Raw genomic sequence first — 23,721 nt, 5'->3', positions numbered from 1 at the left:
GGCGCCACGGCACCACTGGGAGGGCCAGCGGCCGGGGACGGTCGCTGGTGCGGCGCCTGTTCGCGAGGGTGCTGGGGTTGGCGCTCTACGCCGCGGTCGTGGGGTGGTGCGGCTGGCAGCTCCCGGCATCGCTGCCGTTCGTGGGGCCCGCCGCCGCTGCGGGCGCGGCGCTGCACGGGCTGAAGGGTCGGCCGTGGCTGGGCCTGACGGCTTTCGTCGTCCTCGTGCTGGCCCTGCCGGTGCTGCTCGCACCGGCCCTGGGCACGGGCGCGTTCTCGGACGTTGCCGACTGGTTCGACCGTTCCCAGTCGTGACGTGCCCGAGCGACGCCCGGCACGAGGCCGGCCCGGGCGCGTCGTCTCGCCGTACCCCCGCCCGCGGGGCCTGACACACCGTCGCTCCTAGGATCGACCCATGCCCAGCACTCCCGAGCAGCCGTACCTCGAGCTCCTGCCTGCCGTCGACATCAAGGGCGGCCAGGCCGTCCAGCTGGTGCAGGGCGTGGACGGCTCGGAGAAGCGCTTCGGCGACCCGGTCGAGGCGGCACTGCGCTGGCAGGAGGCGGGCGCGGAGTGGATCCACCTCGTCGACCTCGACGCGGCCTTCGGGCACGGACACAACCGCGAGCTGCAGGCGCGCATCGTCGGGGCGCTCGACATCAAGGTGGAGATGAGCGGCGGCATCCGTGACGACGAGTCGCTGGAGGCGGCGATGGCCACCGGCTGCCGCCGGGTCAACATCGGCACCGCAGCCCTCGAGCAGCCGGAGTGGTGTGCCCGGGCCATCGCGACGTACGGCGACCGGGTGGCCGTCGGGCTCGACGTGCGCGGGACGACGCTCGCCGCTCGTGGCTGGACGCGCGACGGTGGCGACCTCTACGAGACGCTCGCCCGCCTCGACTCCGAGGGGTGCGCCCGCTACGTCGTCACCGACGTCAACAAGGACGGCATGCTCGAGGGCCCGAACCTCCAGCTGCTCCGCGACGTCTGCGCGGCCACCGACCGGCCCGTCGTCGCCAGCGGCGGCGTGACCACCCTCGACGACATCCGCGCCCTCATGGGCCTGGTCGGCGAGGGCGTCGAGGGCGCCATCGCCGGCACCGCGCTGTACGAGGGCCGCTTCACGCTCGAGGACGCGCTCGCCCTGACGAAGGGCGCGTGAGCATGGAGTTCACCGACTACCACGTCCGCCTGGCGGCGTACGTCCTCCTCTTCGACGAGGTCGACGGGCATGAGTGCGTGCTGCTGGCTTGGTGGAACGGCGAAGGGCACAGCGACCCGGCGTGGTCGCTCCCGGGTGGCGGCATCGACTTCGACGAGTCCGTGCACGACGGACTGGTGCGCGAGGTCTTCGAGGAGACCGGCTACCACGTCGAGCCCGGTGGCCTCCTCGCCGAGGACTTCTTCACCGGTCGGGGACGGACCTTCGACGGCTGGTTCCGCTCGCAGCGGTTCGTCTTCGACGCGACGATCACGGGTGGGCAGCTGGGCACCACGGAGGTCGACGGCTCGACGGACCGCGCCGAGTGGGTGCCGTTGAATGAGCTCGAGGGCCAACCCCGTTCCCACATCGTCGACGTCGCCCTCGCGGCCCGCGCCGCTCGGGAGGTGCGGACGTGAGCCTCGCGATCCGCGTCATCCCGTGCCTCGACGTCGACGGCGGACGGGTGGTGAAGGGCGTCAACTTCACCGAGCTGCGCGATGCCGGGGACCCCGTCGAGCTGGCGCGGCTCTACGACGCCGAGGGCGCCGACGAGCTGACCTTCCTCGACATCTCCGCCTCGCACCAGGGCCGCGCGACGACCATGGACGTGGTCAGCCGCTGCGCCGAGGAGGTCTTCATCCCGCTCACGGTCGGCGGCGGCATCGGCAGCGTCGAGGACGTCGACCGCCTCCTGCGCGCCGGTGCCGACAAGGTGGCCGTCAACACCGCAGCCATCCGCCGGCCCGAGCTGGTGGCCGAGATCGCCGACCGCTTCGGCAACCAGGTGCTCGTCCTCAGCGTCGACGCGCGTCGCGCGGACACCCCGAGCGGGTTCGAGGTCACCACCCACGGCGGCCGCCGGAGCGCGGGCCTCGACGCCGTCGAGTGGGCCGCGCGCGCCGCCGAGCTCGGCGCCGGCGAAATCCTGCTCAACGCGATGGACGCCGACGGCACGACCGACGGGTTCGACCTCGAGCTGATCCGCGCCGTACGCCGCGAGGTGCGCGTGCCGGTGATCGCGAGCGGGGGAGCGGGTGCCGTCGAGCACTTCCCGCCGGCCGTGGACGCCGGCGCCGACGCGGTGCTGGCCGCCACGGTCTTCCACTTCGGCACGCTCAGCGTCGGCGAGGTGAAGGCGGGCCTGTCCACGGCCGGTCATCCGGTCCGGACGGGCGTCGCGGCGCCGTAGGATTCGCCCATGCTGACGACCTCCCGGCCGCGCGCTGCGCGCCACCTCGCCGTCGCCGCGCTGGCGACCGCCACGATCGCCCTCTCGGCCTGCGCGCCCACCGACGAGGCCGACAGCGGCAGCGACACCAGCTCGGCGTCGGGGTCCGGGTCGCCGGCGGCCGAGGAGTGCACGCCCGACGCCTTGGAGACCGTCACCGACGGCACCCTGACCATCGCCACGGACGACCCGGCCTACGAGCCGTGGTTCGTCGACAACGACCCCACCAACGGTCGGGGCTACGAGTCAGCGGTGGCGTACGCCATCGCCGAGGAGCTGGGCTACACCGAGGAGCAGGTCACCTGGGTGAAGGTCCCGTTCAACAAGGTCGTCCAGCCCGGCCCCAAGGAGTTCGACTTCGACGTCAACCAGGTCTCCATCACCGAGGCCCGGCGCAAGGCCGTCGACTTCTCCTCCGGCTACTACGACGTCGTCCAGACCGTCATCACCAACGAGGGCAGCGCCGTCGACGGCGCCACCAGCATCGCCGACCTCGCCGATGCCAAGCTCGGCGCCCAGGTCGGCACGACGAGCTACACCGCGATCACCGAGCAGATCCAGCCCTCGCAGGAGCCGGCCGTCTACGACACCAACGACCAAGCCGTCCAGGCGCTCAAGAACGGCCAGATCGACGGCATCGTCGTCGACCTGCCCACGGCGTACTTCATGACCGCCGTGCAGCTCGACGACGGCGTGATCGTCGGGCAGCTGCCGCTGCCCGAGGGCGAGCCCGAGCAGTTCGGCGCCGTGCTCGCCAAGGACAGCCCGCTCACCGGCTGCGTGTCCAACGCCGTGGACACCCTGCGCGAGGACGGCGTCCTCGACCAGATCAGCCAGGAGTGGCTGGCCCAGCAGGGCGCGCCCGAGCTGTCCTGATGACCGACCGGGTGTCCGCCCCGGCGCCTGAGCACTGGGAGCCCTCCGCGGCCCAGCGCGAGCGCGACGAGTGGCGGCGCCGCCGCACGCTCCGCAGCGCTGCGATCGCGGCGATCAGCACGCTGCTGCTCCTGGGCGCGATCGGCGGCGCGGTCGTCAGCTCGCCGGGCTGGCAGCGGGTGCGCGAGACCTACTTCGACTGGGACAAGGCCGTCTCGTCCTTCCCGGCGGTACTCGACGGGCTCTGGCTCAACATCCGGGTGATGCTGGTCTGCTGGGTGCTGATCCTCGTGCTCAGCCTCACGGTCGCCATCGTCCGCACCCTCCGGGGACCGGTCGCCTTCCCGCTGCGTCTGCTCGGGACGGCGTACGTCGACGTGTTCCGCGGCCTGCCGCTGCTGCTGGTGATCTTCCTGCTCGGCTTCGGCGGCCCGGCGCTGAGCCTGCAGGGCCTGCCGACGTCGCCGCTGTTCTGGGGTGGCGCGGCGCTGGTGCTGTCGTACTCGGCCTACGTCGCCGAGGTCTTCCGCGCCGGGATCGAGTCCATCCACCCGAGCCAACGCCTGGCCGGCCGGGCGCTGGGACTGTCCTACGGCCAGACGCTGCGCCACGTCGTCCTGCCGCAGGCCTGGCGGCGGGTGATCCCGCCGCTGATGAACGACCTGGTCTCGCTGCAGAAGGACTCCGGTCTCATCGCCGTGCTCGGCGTCACCGACGCGATCCGCAAGGCCCAGATCGAGACGGCGCTCGACTTCAACTACACGCCCTACGTCGTCGCGGGCGTGTTGTTCTGCTGCCTCACCATCCCGATGGCGCGGCTGACCGACCGCTACGCCCGCAAGAAGGGCTACCACGGGGCTGGAGGCCATCTGTGAGCGAGCTGCTGCGCGTCGAGGGCGTGCGCAAGTCCTTCGGCGACCACGTGGTGCTGCGCCAGGTCGACCTCGCGATCGAGCCCGGTCAGTGCGTCGTCCTCATCGGCGCGTCGGGGTCGGGCAAGTCGACGCTGCTGCGCTGCGTCAACCTGCTCGAGGTCGTCGACGACGGCGTGATCACCTTCGACGGGCGCGACATCACCGACCCGCGGGTCGACGGTGACGAGGTGCGCTCGCGGATGGGGATGGTCTTCCAGGCCTACAACCTCTTCCCGCACCTGGACGTGCTCGGCAACGTCACCCTCGCGCTGCGACTGGTGCACGGCGTCGGCGCCGCCGAGGCGCGCTCGCGCGGTCTGGCGATGCTCGAGCGGGTCGGCCTGGCCGCCAAGGCCCGCGCGCGACCCGACGACCTGTCCGGTGGCCAGCAGCAGCGCGTCGCGATCGCGCGGGCGCTCGTGGCCAACCCGCGACTGATGCTGCTCGACGAGGTCACCAGTGCCCTCGACCCCGAGCTCGTGGGAGAGGTCCTCGACCTGCTCGGCGAGCTCAAGGCCGAGGGCGTCACGATGCTGCTCAACACGCACGAGATGGGCTTCGCGCGCGAGGTGGCCGACGAGGTGTGCTTCCTGCACGACGGCCGGATCCACGAGCGAGGGGCGCCCGCCCAGGTGCTCGGCGACCCGCAGCACGAGCGCACGCGGGCGTTCCTGTCCCGGATCCGCGCCTGAGCATCCCTGCGGCGACGAGGCGGATTCGTCCGGCGTCGGTGGCGAGGAATAGCCTGAGCAGGCTGGTCGGTTGCTCTCGGCAACCGACGACTGACGGCGGACGACGAGGAGGCGGGCGACACCGGTGACTGAGGACGCGGAGCAGCGAGGCACCACGCTCGACGGCTTCCGGGTCCTCTGGGTCGGCGTACGTCGCGAGCCGCGCGTGTTCATCGTGGCCACCCTCGGCGCGGTGCTGTTCGGCGTGCTCACCGTGGCCGACGCGTGGGTGCTGGGATGGTCCACGCAGCACGTGCTGATCCCGGCCTTCGACGAGGGGGAGATCAGCGCCGGGCTGCTGGTGTGGGTGGTCGCCCTCTTCCTGGGCGTGGCCATCCTGAGGGCCGTCGGCATCGTGGCCCGGCGCCTCGGTGGCGGCATCATGTACTACCGCATGCAGTCGCACACGCGGCGCGGCGTCACCCGCCAATACCTCTCCCTGCCCATGGAGTGGCACCAGCGGCACCCGACCGGTCAGCTGCTCTCCAACGCCTACTCCGACGTCGAGGCGGCCTGGGCGCCCATCATGCCGCTGCCCATGGCGCTCGGCACGGTGGTGATGATGGTGATCGCCGTCGTCCAGATGTTCGTGGCGGACGTCGTGATGGCCCTGGTCGGCCTGCTGGTCTTCCCCGCCGTCGTGGTCGCCAACCTGCTCTACCAGCACTACTCCTCGCCCCTGATGACGCGGGCCCAGGGCCTGCGGGCCGAGGTCAGCGAGATCGCCCACGAGTCCTTCGACGGCGCGATGGTCGTCAAGACCCTCGGCCGCGAGGTCGAGGAGACCGAGCGGTTCGGCGCCAAGGCGCGCGAGCTGCGGGACGTCAACATCCGCGCCGGCCGGTTCCGGGCGATCTTCGACCCGGCACTCGCCAGCCTGCCCAACCTCGGCGTCCTCGTGGTCCTGGCCGTCGGCGTCTCGCGGGTGACGAGCGGCGCGACCGAGGCGGGCGACGTGGTCACCGTCGCCTACCTCCTCACCATCGTGTCGTTCCCGATCCGCGCCATCGGCTGGCTGCTCGGCGAGTTCCCGCGCTCGGTCGTCGGCTACCGCCGCGCCAAGGCCGTGCTCGACGCCCAGGGCACCATGTCCTACGGCGACGACGAGCTGCCCCGGACGACCACCGGGGCGCTGCTCCAGGTCGACGACCTGCACTACTCCTACGACGCGGACACGCCCCTGCTGCGCGGCGTCGACTTCGACGTCCGCCCCGGCCGGACGGTCGCTCTGGTGGGCCCGACCGCGTCCGGCAAGAGCACCCTCACCAGCCTGATGACCCGGTTGGTCGATCCGGATGCCGGCGCGGTCCGCATCGACGGCCGCGACCTCCGGGGCCTGCGCAAGGGCGAGCTGCCGACCTCGGTCGCCCTGGTGCCGCAGACGGCGTTCATGTTCGACGACACGGTGCGTGGCAACGTCACCCTCGGCGACGACGTGCCCGACGAGGAGGTCTGGGCGGCGCTGCGCACCGCGCAGGCGGACGGGTTCGTCGCGGCGCTTCCCGAAGGTCTCGACACGCGGCTGGGGGAGCGGGGCACGTCGCTGTCCGGCGGGCAGCGCCAGCGGCTGTCCCTGGCCCGCGCGCTCGTACGGCGCCCGCGCCTGCTGATCCTCGACGACGCCACATCTGCGGTCGACCCGGAGGTGGAGGCGCGCATCCTCGCCTCGCTGCGCGACGACCGCAGGGACGGCGGTCACCAGGACGGGAGCGAGGACGCAAGCGGGGACGGTGCCGCCTCGCTGGTCGTCGTCGCCTACCGCAAGGCCACCATCTCCCTGGCCGACGAGGTCGTGCACCTCGACGGCGGCCGCATCGTGGGGCGCGGCACCCACGCCGAGCTCCTCGACTCCAGCCCGGCCTACGCCCAGCTGGTCAACGCCTACGAAGCCGAGGCCGCCCCGCCCGCGAGCCCGGCGGCCGACCCGGCCGGGAGCCGCGAATGAGCACGACCACGGAGTCCACCGCCGCATCCGGGACCCGGATGGACACGGGCGAGGACATCGGTGCCCTCGCCACGCTGCGTCTGGGGATGAAGTACTCACCCGAGCTGCGCGAGGGCTTCCGGGTGACCCTGCTCCTGGCAGTCCTCGCCTCCTGCGGGCAGATCGTGGTGCCGATCGCCGTCCAGCAGACCCTCGACCGGGGCCTCGCGGCCCCCGGCGGCCCGCGCCTGGACTTCGTGGCCTGGATGGGCGTGCTGGCGGCCGTGGCGATCGCCGTGACCAGCCTGGCCTCTTACGCGATGACCAGTCGGCTCTTCGCCACCTCCGAGCGGGGTCTCGCGACGCTGCGCACCAAGGCCTTCCGCCACGTCCACGACCTGCCGCTGCTCACCCAGAACACCGAGCGTCGCGGCGCGCTCGTCTCGCGCGTGACGAGCGACGTCGACCAGGTCAGCCAGTTCCTCGTCTTCGGTGGCCTGATCTTCGTGGTCAGTGTCGGCCAGGTGCTGGTCGCCACGATCGTCATGCTCGTCTACAGCTGGCAGCTGGCCGCCGTGGTGTGGCTGTGCTTCGCGCCCCTCTTCTTGTCCATCCGCTGGTTCCAGAAGAAGCTCTCCGCCGCCTACACCGTCGTCCGCCACCAGGTGGGGGTGCTCCTCGGCGCGATCTCCGAGCCGGTCGTCGGTGCCGCGGTGGTGCGCTCGTACGGCGTGGAGGACCGGACCCAGGCGCGCATCGACACCGCCATCCAGGACTGGCAGAACGCCTACACGCACGCCCAGACCTACACCGTGACCTCGTTCTCCCTCGGTGGCATCTCCGCCGGCCTGGCCAACGCCGGGGTGATCGTCGTCGGCGTGCTGCTGGGATTCACCGGGGACATGACGCCGGGCAAGGTGCTCGCGTTCGCCTTCCTCGTCACCCTGTTCGTCGGCCCGGTGCAGATGGGCACGCAGATCCTCACCGACGCCCAGAACGCCATCGCCAGCTGGCGGCGGGTGCTGGGCATCCTGGAGACGCCGGCCGACCTCGTCGACCCGGGTCCCGAGGGCGAGCAGCTGCCCCGCGGCCCCATCGACGTGCGCTTCGCCGGCGTCACCTTCGCCTACCCCGACGGCCCGCCGGTCCTGCGCGACGTGGACCTGGCGATCGCCGCCGGCACGCGCGTCGCGATCGTGGGGGAGACGGGGTCGGGCAAGTCCACCTTCGCCAAGCTCCTCACCCGCCTGATGGACCCCGTCGAGGGTGCGGTGCTGCTCGACGGCGTCGACGTGCGCCGCATCGACGCGCGCTCGCTGCGGCGCAGCGTCGTGCTGGTGCCGCAGGAGGGCTTCCTCTTCGACGACACGATCGCCGCGAACGTGCGCTACGGCAAGCTCGACGCGACCGAGGACGAGATCCGGGAGTCCGCGGCCCAGCTCGGGATCGACGACTGGCTCGACGGGCTGCCGCGGGGCCTGCACACCGAGGTCGGTCAGCGCGGCGAGTCGCTGTCAGCGGGCGAGCGCCAGCTGGTGGCGCTGCTGCGCGCCCACCTGGCCGATCCCGACCTGCTGGTCCTCGACGAGGCCACCAGCGCGGTCGACCCCGCCCTGGAGATGCAGATCGGTCGGGCGCTCGAGCGGCTCATGCAGTCCCGCACCTCGGTGACGATCGCCCACCGGCTGTCCACGGCCGAGAGTGCCGACGAGGTCATCGTGGTCGACAAGGGCCGGGTCGTGCAGCGCGGACCGCACGCCGAGCTCGTCAGCCAGCCCGGCAGCGTCTACGCCGGCCTGCACGCCAGCTGGGTGGCCCAGCACTCCCACAGCTGAGCCGCGCCCCGTCCATCTCGCTGTCGGTCGAGCGGCTCAGGACGCGAGGACCTGGCTGATGAGCAGGTCGGCGTCGAAGAAGTCGGACTCCCTGCCGGACGGGACCAGCGCGAGCGTACGGGCGATGAAGGCGTCGACGTCGCACGCACGTGCCAGCAGCACCAGGTGGCCGTCGGGGGAGCTGAGCTCGATGCTCACCATGGCGCGGCCGCTGAGGCCGATCGCGGGCGAGACATGCACGTCGCCCTCGCCCGTCGGCACCTCGGCGCCGCGCGCCAGCAGGTCGCGGCCGAAGGTCCACACCAGGTTGCCGTCGCCGGTGATGAAGGTCATCGCCACGGCGAACGGGTCGGAGCTGCGATAACCCAGGACGCAGTCGATCTCGTGGCGGATGCCGCGCTCGTCCATGCACTCGACGGTGATGTCCAACGCGACGTCGGACAGGGTGTGCCCGCTACCGGACGTGTTCATCGAGGACTCCTTGAGGTCTCCCGGGGGGTCCCCCGGGGCTGCAGTTGTTCATGAGACGCCATCGGGAGCCCTTCATGATGCGAAACGGCGAAAGAACACTGTCAGCGGTCCAGACCGCGCCTTGAGTGTGACTCCTGACGTACTTGACGGTAATGCCGCCGTTCCTGCGCGCTGCGTTGTGGTGGCCCCGCTAGGTTCTCCCCATGACGGGGGCAGCCAAGCGCATCGTGCTCGAGGGTCTGGGGTGGTTGCTGCTGCTCCTCGGGCTGGCCGCGATCTTCCTGCCGGGGCCGGGCCTGCTCGGGATCTTCGCCGGTCTGGCGCTGCTGTCGCAGCAGTACGACTGGGCGGAGCGCCGCGTCGAGCCGGTCCGCCTCAGGGCGCTGCGCGGGGCGGCCGAAGGTGTCGAGACCTGGCCGCGGATCATCGCCTCCTGCCTCGGGGCGCTGGTCCTCGCCGGCTGCGGCGTGCTGTGGATCCTCAAGCCACCCGCCCCCGGCTGGTGGCCGTTGTCCGACACGTGGTGGCTGCCAGGCGGCATCTGGACGGGCGTGACCCAGATCGCCTCGGCGCTCATCGCGGTCGCCCTGATCGTCTACAGCTACCGGCGCTTCCACGGCAAGCCGCAGGCCGTCGCAGCCCTGCGCCGCGACATCGACTCGGCGGACACAGGCCGCGACGGGTAGTCGGGGACGAGACCCGATTCATGCTCGCGGCGTCGGATGGGATAACGTTCTGACGAGCCCGGGCGATTGGCGCAGTGGTAGCGCGCTTCGTTCACACCGAAGAGGTCACTGGTTCGAACCCAGTATCGCCCACCCGAGACACAGCCCCTGACCTGCAGAGATGCGAGTCGGGGGCTGTTTCGCGTCCCCAGCTCGGCACCTGCATCCCCCGCGCGGACTACCGCGAATCGTCCTCTCGATGGTGATTCGCGCGGCGCCGCGCGTTCGTAGCGTGATCGATGAGCGCCCGCGCACGGCGGCGCCACGACACCCGGAGGGCGCCATGAAGACCGACGAACATCTCGAGCCGACGACGGCCATCGACCCCGCCAGGGCCGCGTCTCGCACGGCCGGCCCGCGTGCGTGCCACCACGCCCCCAGCGCCGTGCCCGCCGCGACGAGGGACGACGGACGAGCAGGAGCGAGGACGCGCCGACGAAGGCCCTCCCGCTGCATGGTGCTGGAGGATGCCACACCGGCGCTGCGGCTCGTGACGGCCCAGGAGGCAGCCGACACATAACGTAGCGGTCACTACGAATTGTGGTACGGTCCCAGCTATTCAATAGTGAACGTTACGGATTGGAGTCATCGTGGAGCTGAAGGGTGCGGTCGTGCTCGTGACCGGGGCGAACCGAGGCATCGGCGCGGAGTTCGTCAGGCTGCTCGCAGATCGAGGGGCGGCGAAGATCTACGCAGCCGCCCGGGATGCCGGCTCGATCGAGGCCGACGGCGTCGAGCCGATCCAGCTCGACGTCACCGATGCCGCGCAGGTCGAGGCCGCGGCACGCGTCGCGGGCGACGTGCAGGTGCTCATCAACAACGCCGGGATCTCCACCGGCAGCGGCCTGGTGACCGGGGACGAGGCGGCCATCCGGCAGGAGATGGACACGAACTTCTACGGGCCGTTGCTGATGATCCGCGCGTTCGCCCCCGTGCTGCGCGCCAACGGTGGCGGTGCCATCCTCAACGTCATCTCGGCGCTGTCCTGGTTCGCGACCCCCGGCGCGGGCGCCTACGCCGCGTCGAAGGCGGCGGCGTGGATGTTGACCGACAGCACCCGTCTCGAGCTCGCCGCGCAGGGGACCCACGTGGTCGGCGTGCACATGGGCCTGGTCGACACCGACATGGCCAAGGGCCTCGCGGCGCCGAAGCTCGCTCCGGCGGACCTGGCCGGTGCGGGTCTCGATGCGATCGAGTCGGGGGCGCAGGAGGTGCTGGCCGACGAGTGGGCGAGGCTCGTGAAGTCCGGGCTCTCGCTCGACCCGAAGGAGCGGTACGACCGCCTCTTCGCCGCCCTCGGCGCCGCCTGAGCAGGGGAGTCCTGCTGCGAGGCCCTCAGCGGGGAGCGGAGGCGTCGTCGCACTCCGCGCCGGGCGAGGAGGGGAGTGCCGCCATCGCAGTGTGGGCGATCGCCAGGACGTCCTCGGTGCTGCCGCCGTCGCGCGCACAGCCGGACATGCCGCGCAGAACGGCGACGAGGAAGGCGGACAGGTGGTCGGTCCGGGTGCCGGGCGGGAGGTCGCCGTCCTCCACGGCGCGTTCGAGCCGGTCCTGGATCCGTCGACGCAGCTCGTCGCGCTGGGCGGCGAGCCGCGGCTCGGTGAGCATCAGGCAGCCCGAGGGGGTGCCGGCGCGGGTGTGGGCGCGAGCAGCGTCGTCGAGGATGCGCGCGACGGCGTCGCGAGCCGTCGGCAGCTCCAGCGCCCGGTCGACCGCCTCGCACGTGCTGCGGAAGTACGTCGCGGAGGCCTCCTCGAACAGGCGGTGCTTGTCGCCGAAGGCGGCGTAGAGGCTCGGGGGCGACACGCCCATCGCCGCGGTCAGCGACGCGACGGACGTCTCCTCGTAGCCGTGGCGCCAGAACTGCTCGACAGCGGTGGCGAGGGCGACGTCGCGATCGAAGCTCCGGGGTCGGCCAGCCATGTCGCCAGCATAACGTAACGCTCGCTATGCAATCCTCGCTGGCAGGCAGAGGCCCCCTCCCGGTCGGGAGGGGGCCTCGTGTCGCGCCGAGGTGGCTCTCGTCAGCTGGCGACCCCCAGGCCCTCGATGCGGACCTGGCCGGCGCCGGCGACCACGATGCGGATCTTCCCGGTCCACGGTGCGGGCAGGGTGGCGACGGGCAGGATCTGCCGGGTGCTGGTCCTGCGGGCGGCGAGGCGCACCGTGCGGAGCAGCTTCTTGCCGACGTAGACCTTGACGCTGCCGTGGCGGCGGGCGGTCGTCGCGACCAGCGCGATGGATCGGGCGCCGCGCACCCGGGTGGACAGCACGGAGCCGCGGCGGGACGAGACGGCGTACGAACCGCCGTAGGCCTTGGTCGAGCGCTTCTGCTTCCAGCCCTTGCCGTGCTTGAGCGCGGCGCTGGGCGAGGGCACGGTCCAGGACCGGGCGGCCGGCGTGGCGTCGCGGTTGCCGGCTGCGTCGACGGCCGCGACGGTGAACCGGTGGGTGCCGGGGGTGAGCCCGACGAGCTCGGTCGTGGCGCTGGAGCAGGTGTGCGGTGCGCCGTCGAGCGTGCAGGACCAGGATCCGGCGGGCTCGCTGGAGGACCAGCCCAGGGCGGTGCGGTCGGTGAGCACGAACGCTGCTTCGGCCGGGGCCGAGGTCAGGACGGTGTCCGGAGCCGTGGTGTCGAGCGCGGGGCCGGGCGTCGGGGTCTGGGGGTCCCAAGGTCCGGGGGCGTCCGGGCCGGGGGTGTCCGGGCCGGGGGTGTCCGGGCCGGGGGGTCCGGGCTCGTCGGGCACCGTGTCGACGGTCCAGGTGTGGGAGGCCGGGGTGGCGTCGACGTTGCCGGCGGCGTCCTTGCCGCGGATCTCGACGGTGTACGTGCCGTCGGCCAAGTCGAGGAAGACGACCGGTCCGGCGCAGGCCGTCCAACTGCCGGCTGCGCCGTCCTTGGTCAGCCGGCACTCGAGTGACGTCGAGCCCAGGGAGGTGACGTCGAAGGTCGCCCGCCTGCCCGGGGTGAACGCGTTCAGAATGGTGGTGTCGGGTGCGACGGTGTCGACGGTCCACGTGTGAGCGGCCGGCACGGGGTCGCCGTTGGCCCAGACGGAGAGCGTGTGCGTGCCGTCGCGCAGGCCGGTCACCGTGTGGGTCGCCCGGGGGCCGTCGCCGCAGCGGGTGGCCGGGGAGTCGTCGACTCGACACTGGAACGAGGTGCCACCGCGCGTGCTGAACGCGAAGGTGGCGGTGCTGCTGCTGGAGACCGCCGGGGGAGCCTGCTCGATGACGGCGTCGGCGAGGGTGACCGTCCGGGAGTGGATCTGGCCCGCGTTGCCGGAGAGGTCGACGGGCTGGACCTCGATCTTGTGCTCGCCGTCGGTGGCGAAGGTGTGCTCGAACGGCGTCGTGCACGGGTTGAACTGCCCTCCGTCGAACCGGCAGTACGCGTTCGTCGGCTCGTCGGCCACGAAGTCGACGACGGCCGTCCGGTCCTTGGTGGTGGACGCGGCGGCGTGGAAGCCCAGCAGCCAGGGCGCGATGGAGTCGTAGAACTTGATCGAGGGGAACCGCTCGTCGCTGCTGAAGGCGCCGGAGTGCACGCCGCACTCCGTCACCTGCGCGTTGACGCGCGTCGCGTCGCAGCCCTGCCAGCCGCTCCCGGAGATCCTCCAGCTGCCGCTCGCGTCGCGGTGCGGAACGGGTCGCAACCACAGCCACGCCTCGAAGGCGGCCTCGCTGCGGATGCGCGAACAGGTCTTGGTCGCGGCGGGGTCGGCGACGTTCTCGGACGCGTCGCACGTGTCGGAGGCGCCGTCGGCGACCGTCCCCTCGACGACGCGCACCGAGCCGGCGCCGGTGATCGAGATGGTGACGCCGACCTGGCCGGCGTGGGCGGGTGCGGTGACGACGCTGGTGACACCCAGCACGGTCACGGTCGCGGCGGCGAGCGTCGCGGCTCGTCTCGCCAGGCTTCTCAGGTACATCTGTCTCCTCCTGTGTCCGGCTCGGGCCGGGCAGGAGGAGTCTGGGCGGGCGCCCTTGGCCGCGGCTTGCGACCTGCTTGCCGGTCTCCGCAGGCCGAGCAGCGGCGCCTCACCGGAAGTCGCGCGACGAGGCGTGCGCCTGCAGCACCGCGCCCGCGCCGGGGACGACGACGTCGAGGCCCTCGACGCGGTCGGCGACGAGGTTGGTGACCCCCTCGTTGCGCTCGAGCCTGCCGCGGACCACCACGGCGACGCGGTTGCGGGCGGCCTGCCGGTGGGCTCGCATCACCCCGACCGAGCACACCACGTTGAGCATGCCGGTCTCGTCCTCGAGGTTGAGGAAGGTGACGCCGCCGGCGGTCCCCGGTCGCTGACGGTGGGTGACGAGCCCGCCGACGTGGACGCGCCGGCCGCTGTCGGTGGTCGCGAGCTCGGCGACCGAGCGGACTCCGGCGCGACGCAGGTCGTCGCGCAGGTGCTCGAGCGGATGCCGCTGCGGCGAGACGCCCGTCGACCAGAGGTCCGCAAGTGTGACCTCCGGCTCGCTCATCCGGGGCAGCGGCGGCGCCGCCGGGGCCGGCGTCGTGCCGGGGAGGTGCTCGCTGCTCTCCGCGAAGCCGGCCGCCCACAGCGCCTCGCGGCGATCCAGCCCCCACGCGTCGAACGCGCCGGCGGTGGCCAGCGCCTCGAGCTGGGCCGGGACCAGGCGGGCGCGGCGGGACAGGTCGGTGACCCCGGTGAACGGCGCCTCGTCGCGGGCGGCGACGATGCGGCGCGCCACGTCGAGGCCGATGCCGCGCACCGAGTCGAGCCCGAGCCTGACCGCGAGCGCCCCGTCGCGCCGGTGTGCCGGGACGGGGTCGGGTGTCCCGGGCACCCACTCGGTGCGGGCGAACCGGGGCCGACAGCAGGCGTCCAGTCCCGTGGCCGCGACGGGGCCGGTCACCACCGCCTCCAGCTCGGCCTGCGCGGCGGACCGGGTGACGTCGGGACGGCGTACGTCGACCCCGTGGCGCCGCGCGTCGCCGACCAGCGACTGCGGTGAGTAGAACCCCATCGGCTGGTTGCGCAGCAGCCCGGCCAGGAACGCCGCCGGGTAGTGCAGCTTGAACCAGGAGGAGGCGTAGACCAGCAGCGCGAAGGAGAGGGCGTGCGACTCGGCGAAGCCGAAGTTGGCGAAGGACAGGATCTTGACGTAGATCGAGTCCGCCAGCTCGCCGGTGATGCCCCGTCGTCGCATGCCGGCGTAGAGCTTCTGCTTGACCGACTCGATGCGCTCGACGCCGCGCTTGGAGCCCATCGCGCGGCGCAGCAGGTCGGCGTCGTCGCGACTGCAGTCGCCCAGGGTGACGGCCATCGCCATCAGCTGCTCCTGGAAGAGCGGCACCCCCTTGGTGCGCTCCAGGACCGGCACCAGCTCCGGGTGGTCGTAGGTCACCGGCTCCTGCCCGGTGGCGCGACGCACGTAGGGGTGCACGGCCCCGCCCTGGATCGGGCCTGGGCGGATGAGGGCGATCTCGATGGCCAGGTCGTAGAACTCGCGCGGTCGCAGTCGCGGGAGGGTGCCGATCTGGGCACGGCTCTCGACCTGGAACACCCCGATCGAGTCGGCGCGGCACAGCATGTCGTAGACGGCCGGCTCCTCCTTGGGCATCGTCGCGAGGTCCCACCGCTCGCCCAGGTGGTCGTCGACCAGCCGCATCATGTGGTCCAGCGCGCCGAGCATGCCGAGGCCGAGCAGGTCGAACTTGACCAGCCCCATCGACTCGCAGGCGTCCTTGTCCCACTGCAGCACGGTGCGCTGGTCCATCCGGGCCCGCTCGATGGGGCAGACCTCACCGACCGGCCGCTCGGTGAGGACCATGCCGCCGGAGTGGATGCCCAGGTGTCGGGGAGCCCCCAACAGCTCTTCGGCCAGCGCCACCACCGGCGCGGGGACGTCGTGGGCGGCCGCGTCGCCCATGTCGCCGGCCACCACGGACGTCCAGCCGTCGATCTGCTTGGACCAGGCGTCCTGCTGCCCGGGGGAGTAGCCGAGCGCCTTGGCGGCGTCGCGCACCGCCATCCGCGGCCGGTAGGAGATGACGTTGGCCACCTGGGCGGCGTTGCGGCGTCCGTAGGTGTCGTAGACCCACTGGATCACCTCCTCACGCCGGTCGGAGTCGAAGTCGACGTCGATGTCGGGCTCCTCGTCGCGGTGGGCGGAGATGAAGCGCTCGAACGGCAGCCGGTAGAAGACGGCGTCGACGGCGGTGATGCCGAGGGCGTAGCAGACCGCCGAGCTGGCCGCCGAGCCGCGCCCCTGGCACAGGATCCCGCTCCGTCGCGCGAAGGCGACGATGTCGTGGACGATGACGAAGTAGCCGGCGAAGTCCTTCTCGGCGATGACGCGCAGCTCGTGCTCGAGACGCTCGCGCGCCTCACGCTCGTGCGGCACGCCCCCGTAGCGTTCCTCGAAGCCGCGCTCGGCGAGCACCCGCAGCCACGAGTCGGCGGTGTGTCCCTCCGGGATCTGCTGCTTCGGCAGTGCGGGCGAGGCCTTGCGCAGGTCGAAGGCCAGCTCGTCGGCCAGCGAGACGCTGCGCGCGACGGCCGTGGGGTACGCCGCCAGCGCGGCGGCTGTCTCCGCACCGCTGCGCAGGTGGGCCGAGCCCGACAGGTCGAGCCAGCCGTCGAGCTCGGCGAGGCTGCGGCGCGCGCGCACCGCAGCCATCGCCGAGGCGAGCCGGCGTCCGTGCGGGGTGGCGTGGTGCACGTTGCCGGCCGCCACCACGTCGAGGTCGTGGTCGCCCGCGAGTCGAGCCAGCGCGGCGTTGGTCGCGTCGGCGCCGGGGCGCGGGGACAGCTCGACGAGGACGTGCTCGAGCCCGAACACCGACGTCAACCGGTCGAGTGCCTCGCTCGCCGCGCCCGGGCCTCCGCGGGCCAGCGCCTGCTGGACCGCACCCTTGCGACAGCCCGTGAGCACCACCCAGTGACCGCGTCCGCGCTCACCCAGCTCGTCGAGGTCGTAGACCGGACGCCCCTTCTCGTTCCCTCTGAGGTGCGCATCGGTCATCGCCGCGGCGAGCCGGTGATAGCCCTCCACGCCCCTCGCCAGCACCAGCAGGTGGCTTCCCTCCGGGTCCGGCACCCCGTTCTGGGGCGCGGTCAGCCCCAGGGACAGCTCGGCGCCGAAGACGGTGGGCAGGTCGTAGGCCGCCGCGGCCTCGGCCAGCATCGGGGCGCCGTAGAACCCGTCGTGGTCGGTGACCGCGAGCGCGTGCAGGCCCAGGCGCACCGCTTCCTCGACCAGCTCGGCAGGGGAGCTGGCCCCGTCGAGGAAGCTGAAGTGGCTGTGGGCGTGGAGCTCGGCGTACGGCGTCACCGCGTCCGGGCGAGCGATCGGTCGCGCCGTGGTGGCGCTCCGCTTGCGGCGCGACACCGGCGCGTCGTCGGCCCCGGGCAGGCCGCTCAGCCGGCGCTCGAGCTCCTTCCACCGCATCGCGGGGTTGTTCCAGCCCATCAGCGGGTCTCCGGTCTCGTCGCCGACTGCCTAGTCATAGCCGGCCTCCAGGGACCAGCCGTCCGGCGCGCGCAGCAGCAGCCAGGCTCGCCCGTCGGCGCCGACGACCTGGAAGCGGGCGCTCAGGCCGACCCCGTCCGCCCACCAGCCCTCGTCAGTGGGCCACGGCCCCGCCCAAGCGGTGACCGGCTGCCACGGCAGGACCCCGCCCCCGACCCGGAAGCGGCGGGGCTCGCCGGTGACCACCCCGCGGTCGCTGACGCGGACCTCGCGGCCGGCGTCGTCGACGACCTCGGCCGCCGGCGGCGTCGCGAACACCCGCACCGGGGCCGGTCCCGGCACCCGGCCCGGCCAGGGCCGGTCGAGGGGGCGCAGGTCGACAGGGCGCTCGCCCCACGGCACCAGCGACTGCCGGGCGGAGGGACTGCGCCCGCCCTGCAGGACCGGCCGGCGCACGGCGTCGAACCCGACCATGCCCTGGATCCGGGCGACGCCGCGCTCGACGAGGTCGTCGGAGGCCGCCCCCCACAGTGCTTCGCCGTGAGCGGCCGCGGGCTCGACCACCTCGGGCAGGAACCTCACCCGGTCGATCGGGGCGCGCACCGCACCGGAGTCCTTGGCCGAGCGCAGCGAACCGCCGACGGTCGAGGACTGCAGCTGCCAGTGCACCCGGTCGACCAGGTCACGGGCGGAGAAGTGCCGAGGATGCAGCCAGGTCCGGGACGAGCAGACGGCGCCCTCGGCCTCGGCCTCGATGCGGACCCCGGTGGCCACCACCTGGTGGTGCGCCAGCTGCGTGACGAACCGCTCCGCGGTGGTGCGCACGCTGAAGGTGATCGCCTCGACGGAGTCCAGCGGCGGCTCGAACGCCACCTCCGCATCGAGCTCCGGCGGCGGGGTGCGCGCGCCGAACAGCGCGGCGTCCTCGCCGCGCGCGCGTCGCCGGACCTCGGCGCCGTATAACCCCAGCCGGTGCTCGACGGCCGCCCCCGGAAGGTCGGCCAGGTCGCCCAAGGTGCGCAGGCCCAGCCGCTGCAGCAGGCTGACCAGCTCGCGCCCCTGCGGTCCGTCGCCCTCGAGGACGTGCACGGGCAGGCCGCGCAGGAACGGCGCCGACCCTCCGACTGCGACGACCTCCCACGACTGCACCTTCGCGGTCCGGGCCGCCTGCTCGGCCGTGAACAGGTCGTCGGCGATGCCGATCCGGACGTCCCAGACGCCCGTCTCGACGAGGGCCTGGCACACCGTCGCGGCGGCCTCCTCCTCGGTGCCGTACCAGCTGCCCGGGGCCCGGACGGCGAGCAGCCCGGGCCGCAACGACGCCACGCCCGGGCGCAGGTCCTCCACGGTGGCGAGCACCGGCTCGAAGGCGCGGGCGTCGCGGTCCGGGTTGGTGGGCAGCACCAGCAGGCCGGGGCAACGCGCCTCGGCGTCGCGGCGGCGCTGTCCGCGTCGTACGCCCTCGGACCGGGCAGGGCCGTTGCAGACCTCGACGACGTTGGCGCTGAGCACCGCGGCGGGGGAGCGCGGTGACGCCTCGGCCTCCTCCAGGGCGGCGACCACCGACCAGTCCGGGCACCAGACCACCATGACCCTCACCGGCGGCTCACCGTGCCCTCGTCCCCCCCAGCCCGAGCCTGGCGCCCGGTGGCGCTCATCCCGACGCCCGGCGGAGCTCGTGGACCTGCGGGTCCGCCCGGTGCACTCCCGGCCACGTCAGCTCGGCGCGCTGCGGGGGTCGTGCTCCCCGGTGCACGACGACGCGGGCACGACGCTCGAGGAGCTGACCGGCGCCGGACGTCGGACCGGTCCAGGAGGACTCCTCGACGCTCAACCGGGCTGCGACGCGCGGCCAGTGGCCGTGCACCACCAGCACCGACGAGCGCGTGCGCAACCGCGAGTCGAGGACCCCCGCGGCCCGCGCGTCGACCGACGCGGGCGGTCGCAGGACCACGACCCGCAGCACGTCCACCAGCGCGGCCGCCACCTCCAGCCAGTGATCACCGGGGTCGGGCACGAGCACGGTGCGGGAGAGCTCGAAGCCCAGCTCGGCCGCGGCCTCCACCCCGAAGTCGGCACATCCCGCGAAGCCGACCCACTCGCCCGCCTGTGAGGCGCCGGCCGCGAGGGCGAGCGCCAACGAGGCGGAGTCGACCCCGTAGGTGGCACCGGCGTGCAGGGGCACGAGGGCGGCGAGCCCGGGCAGGGTGGGCACGGCCTGTGCGGCGGGCTTGTGCTCCATGGCCGCGACCCGCTCGCGCAGCTGCTCGACCACCGAACGCCCGGGGTCGAGCGCAGCGACGGAGCGGGCGGAGGACATGCTCCCATGATCGAACACGTGTTCGAACGAGTCAAGCGCGGCGACAGTGCGCACTCCCATTCTCGCGCGCCGCGCGACCGGCCCTCCATCGGGTCGCGCGGCGAGCCCGCCGTGCTTGCGGCGACACGCCCGAGCGCCCCGGGATCCACGCCGCGTCAAAGTCGTCTATAGTCCTCGACATTAGTGAATAACCCGGCTTAGGTCGGGTCGAGCAGATGTGGGGCAATCATGAAGAAGAGCACACTCCTGGTGGGCCTCGCGGTCGCGGCCCTGGGCCTGACCGCGTGCGGTTCGACGGCCGGGGCAGACTCGGCCGAGGGCGGCGAGGCGGTCAGCATCAACGCGTTCTCGGTCATGGAGGCGGCCAACGAGCCGGTCTTCGAGGACTTCCAGGGGACGCCGGACGGTGACGGCGCCGAGTTCCAGACGTCGTACGGCGCCTCGGGCGACCAGAGCCGTGCGGTGGAGGCGGGTGCCGACGCCGACGTCGTGCACTACTCGCTCGAGACCGACGTGACGCGTCTGGTCGACGCCGGTCTGGTGGCCGAGGACTGGGCGGACACCGAGACGCAGGGCATCGCCACCTCGTCGGTGGTCGTCTTCGTCGTGCGCAAGGGCAACCCCGAGGGCATCGAGGGCTGGGACGACCTCGTCGAGCCCGGCGTCGAGATCATCACCCCGAACCCCGGCTCGTCGGGCTCCGCGCGGTGGAACATCCTCGCCGCATGGGCCCACGTGACCGGCAACGGCGGCACCGAGGACGAGGCCCGCGACTTCGTCACCGGCCTGCTCGAGAACACCATCGCGCTGCCCGGCTCGGGCCGCGAGGCGACCACCGCCTTCACCGACGGCAGCGGCGACGTGCTGCTCTCCTACGAGAACGAGGCGATCCTCGCCAAGCAGAGCGGCGCCGACATCGACTACGTCGTCCCCGAGGACACCCTGCTCATCGAGAACCCGGCCGCCGTGACGACCGAGGCGGACGAGACCGCCACGGCGTTCCTCGAGTTCATGACGTCTCCCGAGGCACAGGCCGACTACGCGCAGTCGGGCTTCCGCCCCGTCGTGGACGGCGTGGAGATCGAGGAGGTGGAGGGCGCCAACGACCCCGCCGACCCGTTCCCCACCCCGGCGAAGCTGTTCACCATCGAGGAGGACTTCGAGGGCTGGGACGTCGCCGCCGACAAGTTCTTCGGAGACGGCGAGGACGGCAATCCCCTCGGCATCATCACCGAGCTGCAGCAGAGCACCGGCAAGGTGGGCGAGGAGTAGGTGTCGACCACCCTCAGCGCCACGCGCGGGGTCGGGGACGGAGGGCCGGACGACCCGCCCTCCCCGCCCGCCCCGGCCGGGCGGCGACGCCGGCGGACGACCCCGCGCAGCACCCTCACCCGCAGCTCCGGCCTCGCCCTCGGCATCGCCATGACGTGGTTCAGCATCCTCGTCCTGCTGCCACTGGCCGCCGTCGTCGCGGCGGCGTCGGAGGGCGGCTGGGACCGCTACCTGTCGGTGCTCGCCAACGACCAGACCTGGGCGGCGGTGTCCCTCACCGTCGGGCAGTCGCTGCTCGTGACGGCCGTCAACGTCGTGGTGGGCACCGTCATCGCCTGGGTGCTGGTGCGCGACCGCTTCTGGGGCCGCTCCCTGCTCGACGTCGTCATCGACGTCCCGTTCGCCCTGCCCACCATCGTGGCCGGTCTCGTCCTGCTCGCGCTCTACGGACCCAACAGCCCGCTGGGCGTGCACTGGGCCTTCACCGAGCGGGCGGTGACGCTCGCGCTCGCCTTCGTGACGCTGCCGTTCATCGTGCGCACGGTCCAGCCCGTGCTCGAGGAGCTGGAGAGCGACGTCGAGGAGGCGGCCGCCTCCCTCGGCGCCCGCCCGGCGACTGTGTTCCGCCGCATCATCCTGCCGGCGCTCACCCCGGCGATCGCCGCGGGCGCCGCGCTGTCCTTCGCCCGGGCGATCTCGGAGTACGGCTCCCTGGTCCTGCTGTCGGGCAACAAGCCCTTCGAGACGGAGGTGGTGTCGGTGCGCGTGCTGACCTTCATCGAGAACGGCAACACCGCGTCCGCCGCCGCCCTCGCGTCGGTGATGCTCGCGGTGGCCTTGGTGGTCATCGTCGCCCTCGACGTGGTGCAGAGGCGGGTGGCCCGACGATGGTGAGCCCACCTCCCGCCATGCGCTGGCTGCTGCGCATTGTCGCGGTCGGCTACGTGTTCCTGCTGGTGGCCTGGCCGGTCGGGCTGCTGGTGCGCAACACCTTCGCCGGGGGATTCGCGACCCTCGCCGACGCGCTGGCCGACGAGCAGGTGACCGGAGCGCTCCAGCTGACCGCGGTGGTCGCCCTGTGGGCGGTCGCGATCAACCTGGTCTTCGGCGTGACGATCTCGATCCTGCTCGTGCGCCACCAGTTCCCGGGCAAGCGGGTGCTCTCGGCCTTCGTGGACCTGCCCCTGTCGGTGTCCCCGGTGGTGGTCGGGCTGGCCCTCCTGCTGGCCTACAACGGGCGCACCGGGTGGTTCGGGCCGACGCTCGAGGCCAACGGCCTGCAGCTGATCTTCGACTCGCCCGGCATGATCATGGCGACCTGCTTCGTGGCCCTGCCCCTGGTGATCCGCGAGGTCGTGCCCGTGCTCACCGAGATCGGCGACGACCAGGAGCAGGCGGCCCGCAGCCTCGGCGCCAGCGGGCCCCAGACGCTGTGGCGGATCACCCTGCCCAGCATCAAGTGGGCCGTCGTGTACGGCGTGGTGCTCAGCCTGGCCCGCTCGATCGGCGAGTTCGGCGCCGTCAAGATCGTGTCGGGCAACATCACCGGCCGCACCCAGACCGCGACGCTCGTCGTGGAGGCGAAGTACCAGAACTTCCAACAGGACACCGCCTACGCGACGTCGTTCCTGCTGATCCTGGTGAGCATCGCCTGCCTGGTCGTGGTCGCCTTCCTCCGTCCCCAGCACTCCGCTCCCACCGGCTCCCCGAGGAGGCCCCGATGAGCATCCACATCTCCCACGTCACCAAGAGGTTCGGGGACTTCGTCGCCCTCGACGACGTCTCCGTGTCCATCCCGGCGGGCGGGCTGACCGCCCTGCTCGGCCCGTCCGGCGGCGGCAAGTCGACCCTGCTGCGCATCATCGCCGGGCTCGACACCGCAGACTCCGGGCGCATCGAGATCGACGGCACGGACGCCACCGATCTCCCCGCGCAGAAGAGGGGCGTCGGCTTCGTCTTCCAGCACTACGCCGTCTTCAAGCACATGACGGTCGCCAAGAACGTCGCCTTCGGCCTGGAGATCCGCAAGCGGCCCAGGGCCGAGGTCGCCGAGCGCGTCGACGAGCTGCTCCGGCTCGTGCACCTGCAGCAGTTCTCGCACCGGCTGCCCTCGCAGCTCTCAGGCGGCCAGCGCCAGCGGATGGCCCTCGCCCGCGCGCTCGCGGTGGAGCCACGCGTCCTGCTGCTCGACGAGCCGTTCGGCGCGCTCGACGCCAAGGTCCGCAAGGAGCTGCGCGACTGGTTGCGGCGGCTGCACGACGAGGTGCACGTGACGACCGTCTTCGTGACCCACGACCAGGAGGAGGCCCTCGAGGTCGCCGACGAGATCGTCGTGGTCAACGAGGGCCGCGTCGAGCAGGTCGGCACCCCCGACCAGCTCTACGACGCCCCGGCGAACGAGTTCGTGATGGGCTTCCTCGGCGACGTCACGACGCTGGCGGGTCGCCGCATCCGTCCCCACGACATCGAGATCGGCCTCGGTCCCACCCTGGCCGGCTCCGTCGAGGGCCGCATCTCGCGCGTGCAGCGCATCGGCTTCGAGGTCCGCCTCACCGTGCTGACCGACGACGGCGAGGTCGTGACCGTCGAGGTCACCCGTACGCACGCGCGCAGCCTCCAGCTCACCGAGGGGATGGCCGTCTGGCTCACCGCCGCCGACGGCGCGACCACCGTGCCGGCCATGCCGGCCGTGCTGACCGCCGGCTGAGCCGCGCTGCGGCGCAGCCAACCCCGCCACCACCCACGCCACCGACCACGGCACCAACCCGTGCCAGCACCCCGGCAC

Annotated in this window: 21 protein-coding genes and 1 tRNA gene; 16 read left to right on the top strand and 6 right to left on the bottom strand. The window is 72.6% G+C overall.

Annotation, left to right across the window (positions count from 1 at the left end; translation table 11 throughout):
• Positions 1 to 47: 47 nt before the first annotated feature.
• The 9 genes from J3P41_RS01380 to J3P41_RS01340 all read left to right on the top strand — a co-directional run bounded on the left by J3P41_RS01380 (position 48) and on the right by J3P41_RS01340 (position 8,711).
• The gene (locus J3P41_RS01380; protein WP_210443424.1) at positions 48 to 314 is read left to right on the top strand and encodes a hypothetical protein; all 267 of its coding nucleotides are present in this window, start codon (positions 48 to 50) and stop codon (positions 312 to 314) included.
• A gap of 100 nt (positions 315 to 414) precedes the next feature.
• Entirely contained in the window at positions 415 to 1,161 is a 747-nt protein-coding gene (priA, locus tag J3P41_RS01375) for a bifunctional 1-(5-phosphoribosyl)-5-((5-phosphoribosylamino)methylideneamino)imidazole-4-carboxamide isomerase/phosphoribosylanthranilate isomerase PriA (protein WP_210443423.1), read from the top strand.
• A 2-nt stretch (positions 1,162 to 1,163) separates the two neighbouring features.
• A complete protein-coding gene (locus tag J3P41_RS01370) occupies positions 1,164 to 1,619 on the top strand; it encodes an NUDIX hydrolase (RefSeq protein ID WP_246861559.1) in 456 nt (151 codons plus the stop codon).
• Positions 1,616 to 2,392: an imidazole glycerol phosphate synthase subunit HisF gene (gene hisF, locus J3P41_RS01365; protein WP_210443421.1), complete on the top strand. Its 777-nt coding sequence runs from the start codon at positions 1,616 to 1,618 to the stop codon at positions 2,390 to 2,392. The genes J3P41_RS01370 and hisF overlap by 4 nt, the downstream gene beginning before the upstream one ends.
• 9 nt (positions 2,393 to 2,401) lie before the next feature.
• Positions 2,402 to 3,307, top strand: coding sequence for an ABC transporter substrate-binding protein (locus tag J3P41_RS01360; RefSeq protein WP_210443420.1), 906 nt, complete (start codon positions 2,402 to 2,404; stop codon positions 3,305 to 3,307).
• On the top strand, positions 3,307 to 4,182 hold the full coding sequence (locus tag J3P41_RS01355; RefSeq protein WP_210443419.1) for an amino acid ABC transporter permease: 876 nt from the start codon (positions 3,307 to 3,309) through the stop codon (positions 4,180 to 4,182). The genes J3P41_RS01360 and J3P41_RS01355 overlap by 1 nt, the downstream gene beginning before the upstream one ends.
• Complete coding sequence (locus J3P41_RS01350; RefSeq protein ID WP_307861774.1) at positions 4,179 to 4,913, top strand: amino acid ABC transporter ATP-binding protein; 735 nt, start codon at positions 4,179 to 4,181, stop codon at positions 4,911 to 4,913. Before J3P41_RS01355 ends, J3P41_RS01350 begins: the two co-directional genes overlap by 4 nt.
• Positions 4,914 to 5,037: 124 nt before the next feature.
• On the top strand, positions 5,038 to 6,897 hold the full coding sequence (locus J3P41_RS01345; protein ID WP_210443418.1) for an ABC transporter ATP-binding protein: 1,860 nt from the start codon (positions 5,038 to 5,040) through the stop codon (positions 6,895 to 6,897).
• On the top strand, positions 6,894 to 8,711 hold the full coding sequence (locus J3P41_RS01340) for an ABC transporter ATP-binding protein (RefSeq protein WP_210443417.1): 1,818 nt from the start codon (positions 6,894 to 6,896) through the stop codon (positions 8,709 to 8,711). The genes J3P41_RS01345 and J3P41_RS01340 overlap by 4 nt, the downstream gene beginning before the upstream one ends.
• 36 nt (positions 8,712 to 8,747) lie before the next feature.
• Here the strand turns inward: J3P41_RS01340 and J3P41_RS01335 are convergent, their stop codons facing one another.
• A complete protein-coding gene (locus J3P41_RS01335) occupies positions 8,748 to 9,182 on the bottom strand; it encodes an SsgA family sporulation/cell division regulator (RefSeq protein ID WP_210443416.1) in 435 nt (144 codons plus the stop codon).
• A 203-nt stretch (positions 9,183 to 9,385) separates the two neighbouring features.
• On the opposite strand from J3P41_RS01335, the gene J3P41_RS01330 reads away from it, so the two are divergent.
• From J3P41_RS01330 to J3P41_RS01320, 3 genes are all read left to right on the top strand, one after another.
• A complete protein-coding gene (locus J3P41_RS01330; RefSeq protein WP_210443415.1) occupies positions 9,386 to 9,868 on the top strand; it encodes a PGPGW domain-containing protein in 483 nt (160 codons plus the stop codon).
• A 60-nt stretch (positions 9,869 to 9,928) separates the two neighbouring features.
• Positions 9,929 to 10,000 (top strand) — tRNA-Val (locus tag J3P41_RS01325).
• Positions 10,001 to 10,497: 497 nt separating this feature from the next.
• Entirely contained in the window at positions 10,498 to 11,217 is a 720-nt protein-coding gene (locus J3P41_RS01320; protein WP_307861773.1) for an SDR family oxidoreductase, read from the top strand.
• A gap of 25 nt (positions 11,218 to 11,242) precedes the next feature.
• Here J3P41_RS01320 and J3P41_RS01315 read toward each other — a convergent pair whose 3' ends face one another.
• The 5 genes from J3P41_RS01315 to J3P41_RS01295 form a co-directional block, all read right to left on the bottom strand.
• Positions 11,243 to 11,830: a TetR/AcrR family transcriptional regulator gene (locus J3P41_RS01315; RefSeq protein ID WP_210443414.1), complete on the bottom strand. Its 588-nt coding sequence runs from the start codon at positions 11,828 to 11,830 to the stop codon at positions 11,243 to 11,245.
• 101 nt (positions 11,831 to 11,931) lie between these two features.
• A complete protein-coding gene (locus J3P41_RS01310) occupies positions 11,932 to 13,839 on the bottom strand; it encodes a hypothetical protein (protein ID WP_210443413.1) in 1,908 nt (635 codons plus the stop codon).
• A gap of 109 nt (positions 13,840 to 13,948) precedes the next feature.
• The gene (locus tag J3P41_RS01305; protein ID WP_210443412.1) at positions 13,949 to 17,344 is read right to left on the bottom strand and encodes an error-prone DNA polymerase; all 3,396 of its coding nucleotides are present in this window, start codon (positions 17,342 to 17,344) and stop codon (positions 13,949 to 13,951) included.
• A 30-nt stretch (positions 17,345 to 17,374) separates the two neighbouring features.
• Positions 17,375 to 18,934 carry a DNA polymerase Y family protein gene (locus tag J3P41_RS01300; RefSeq protein ID WP_210649673.1) on the bottom strand — a complete coding sequence of 520 codons (1,560 nt, stop codon included), beginning with the start codon at positions 18,932 to 18,934 and terminating at the stop codon, positions 17,375 to 17,377.
• 64 nt (positions 18,935 to 18,998) lie between these two features.
• Positions 18,999 to 19,664, bottom strand: coding sequence for a hypothetical protein (locus J3P41_RS01295; protein ID WP_210443411.1), 666 nt, complete (start codon positions 19,662 to 19,664; stop codon positions 18,999 to 19,001).
• A 228-nt stretch (positions 19,665 to 19,892) separates the two neighbouring features.
• Here J3P41_RS01295 and J3P41_RS01290 point away from each other — a divergent pair, with 228 nt between their 5' ends.
• Genes J3P41_RS01290 through J3P41_RS01275 form a run of 4 tightly spaced genes read left to right on the top strand, consistent with a single transcriptional unit; the run spans position 19,893 to position 23,643 of the window.
• Positions 19,893 to 20,936, top strand: a complete 1,044-nt coding sequence (locus J3P41_RS01290) for a sulfate ABC transporter substrate-binding protein (protein WP_210443410.1) — start codon at positions 19,893 to 19,895, stop codon at positions 20,934 to 20,936.
• Positions 20,937 to 21,830 (top strand): sulfate ABC transporter permease subunit CysT, encoded by an 894-nt coding sequence (gene cysT / locus J3P41_RS01285; RefSeq protein ID WP_210443409.1) that lies wholly within the window; start codon positions 20,937 to 20,939, stop codon positions 21,828 to 21,830. It begins immediately after the preceding gene.
• A gap of 14 nt (positions 21,831 to 21,844) precedes the next feature.
• Entirely contained in the window at positions 21,845 to 22,660 is an 816-nt protein-coding gene (locus J3P41_RS01280; RefSeq protein ID WP_210443408.1) for a sulfate ABC transporter permease, read from the top strand.
• Positions 22,657 to 23,643, top strand: coding sequence for a sulfate/molybdate ABC transporter ATP-binding protein (locus J3P41_RS01275; RefSeq protein WP_210443407.1), 987 nt, complete (start codon positions 22,657 to 22,659; stop codon positions 23,641 to 23,643). The genes J3P41_RS01280 and J3P41_RS01275 overlap by 4 nt, the downstream gene beginning before the upstream one ends.
• The last annotated feature ends 78 nt before the right edge of the window (positions 23,644 to 23,721 follow it).

The sequence above is a fragment of the Nocardioides sp. SYSU D00065 genome (assembly GCF_017916425.1).
Taxonomy (GTDB): domain Bacteria; phylum Actinomycetota; class Actinomycetes; order Propionibacteriales; family Nocardioidaceae; genus Nocardioides.
This window is presented reverse-complemented; position numbering and strand designations above follow the sequence as displayed.

Bases quoted from the DNA above. Each gene is read 5' to 3' on its own strand.
- J3P41_RS01275 (WP_210443407.1), top strand. From the start codon at position 22,657: ATGAGCATCCACATCTCCCACGTCACCAAGAGGTTCGGGGACTTCGTC.
- J3P41_RS01305 (WP_210443412.1), bottom strand. From the start codon at position 17,344: ATGGGCTGGAACAACCCCGCGATGCGGTGGAAGGAGCTCGAGCGCCGG.
- J3P41_RS01295 (WP_210443411.1), bottom strand. From the start codon at position 19,664: ATGTCCTCCGCCCGCTCCGTCGCTGCGCTCGACCCCGGGCGTTCGGTG.
- J3P41_RS01360 (WP_210443420.1), top strand. From the start codon at position 2,402: ATGCTGACGACCTCCCGGCCGCGCGCTGCGCGCCACCTCGCCGTCGCC.
- J3P41_RS01370 (WP_246861559.1), top strand. From the start codon at position 1,164: ATGGAGTTCACCGACTACCACGTCCGCCTGGCGGCGTACGTCCTCCTC.
- J3P41_RS01335 (WP_210443416.1), bottom strand. From the start codon at position 9,182: ATGAACACGTCCGGTAGCGGGCACACCCTGTCCGACGTCGCGTTGGAC.
- J3P41_RS01290 (WP_210443410.1), top strand. From the start codon at position 19,893: ATGAAGAAGAGCACACTCCTGGTGGGCCTCGCGGTCGCGGCCCTGGGC.
- J3P41_RS01315 (WP_210443414.1), bottom strand. From the start codon at position 11,830: ATGGCTGGCCGACCCCGGAGCTTCGATCGCGACGTCGCCCTCGCCACC.
- priA (WP_210443423.1), top strand. From the start codon at position 415: ATGCCCAGCACTCCCGAGCAGCCGTACCTCGAGCTCCTGCCTGCCGTC.
- J3P41_RS01300 (WP_210649673.1), bottom strand. From the start codon at position 18,934: ATGGTGGTCTGGTGCCCGGACTGGTCGGTGGTCGCCGCCCTGGAGGAG.
- J3P41_RS01340 (WP_210443417.1), top strand. From the start codon at position 6,894: ATGAGCACGACCACGGAGTCCACCGCCGCATCCGGGACCCGGATGGAC.
- J3P41_RS01355 (WP_210443419.1), top strand. From the start codon at position 3,307: ATGACCGACCGGGTGTCCGCCCCGGCGCCTGAGCACTGGGAGCCCTCC.
- J3P41_RS01310 (WP_210443413.1), bottom strand. From the start codon at position 13,839: ATGTACCTGAGAAGCCTGGCGAGACGAGCCGCGACGCTCGCCGCCGCG.
- J3P41_RS01330 (WP_210443415.1), top strand. From the start codon at position 9,386: ATGACGGGGGCAGCCAAGCGCATCGTGCTCGAGGGTCTGGGGTGGTTG.
- J3P41_RS01280 (WP_210443408.1), top strand. From the start codon at position 21,845: ATGCGCTGGCTGCTGCGCATTGTCGCGGTCGGCTACGTGTTCCTGCTG.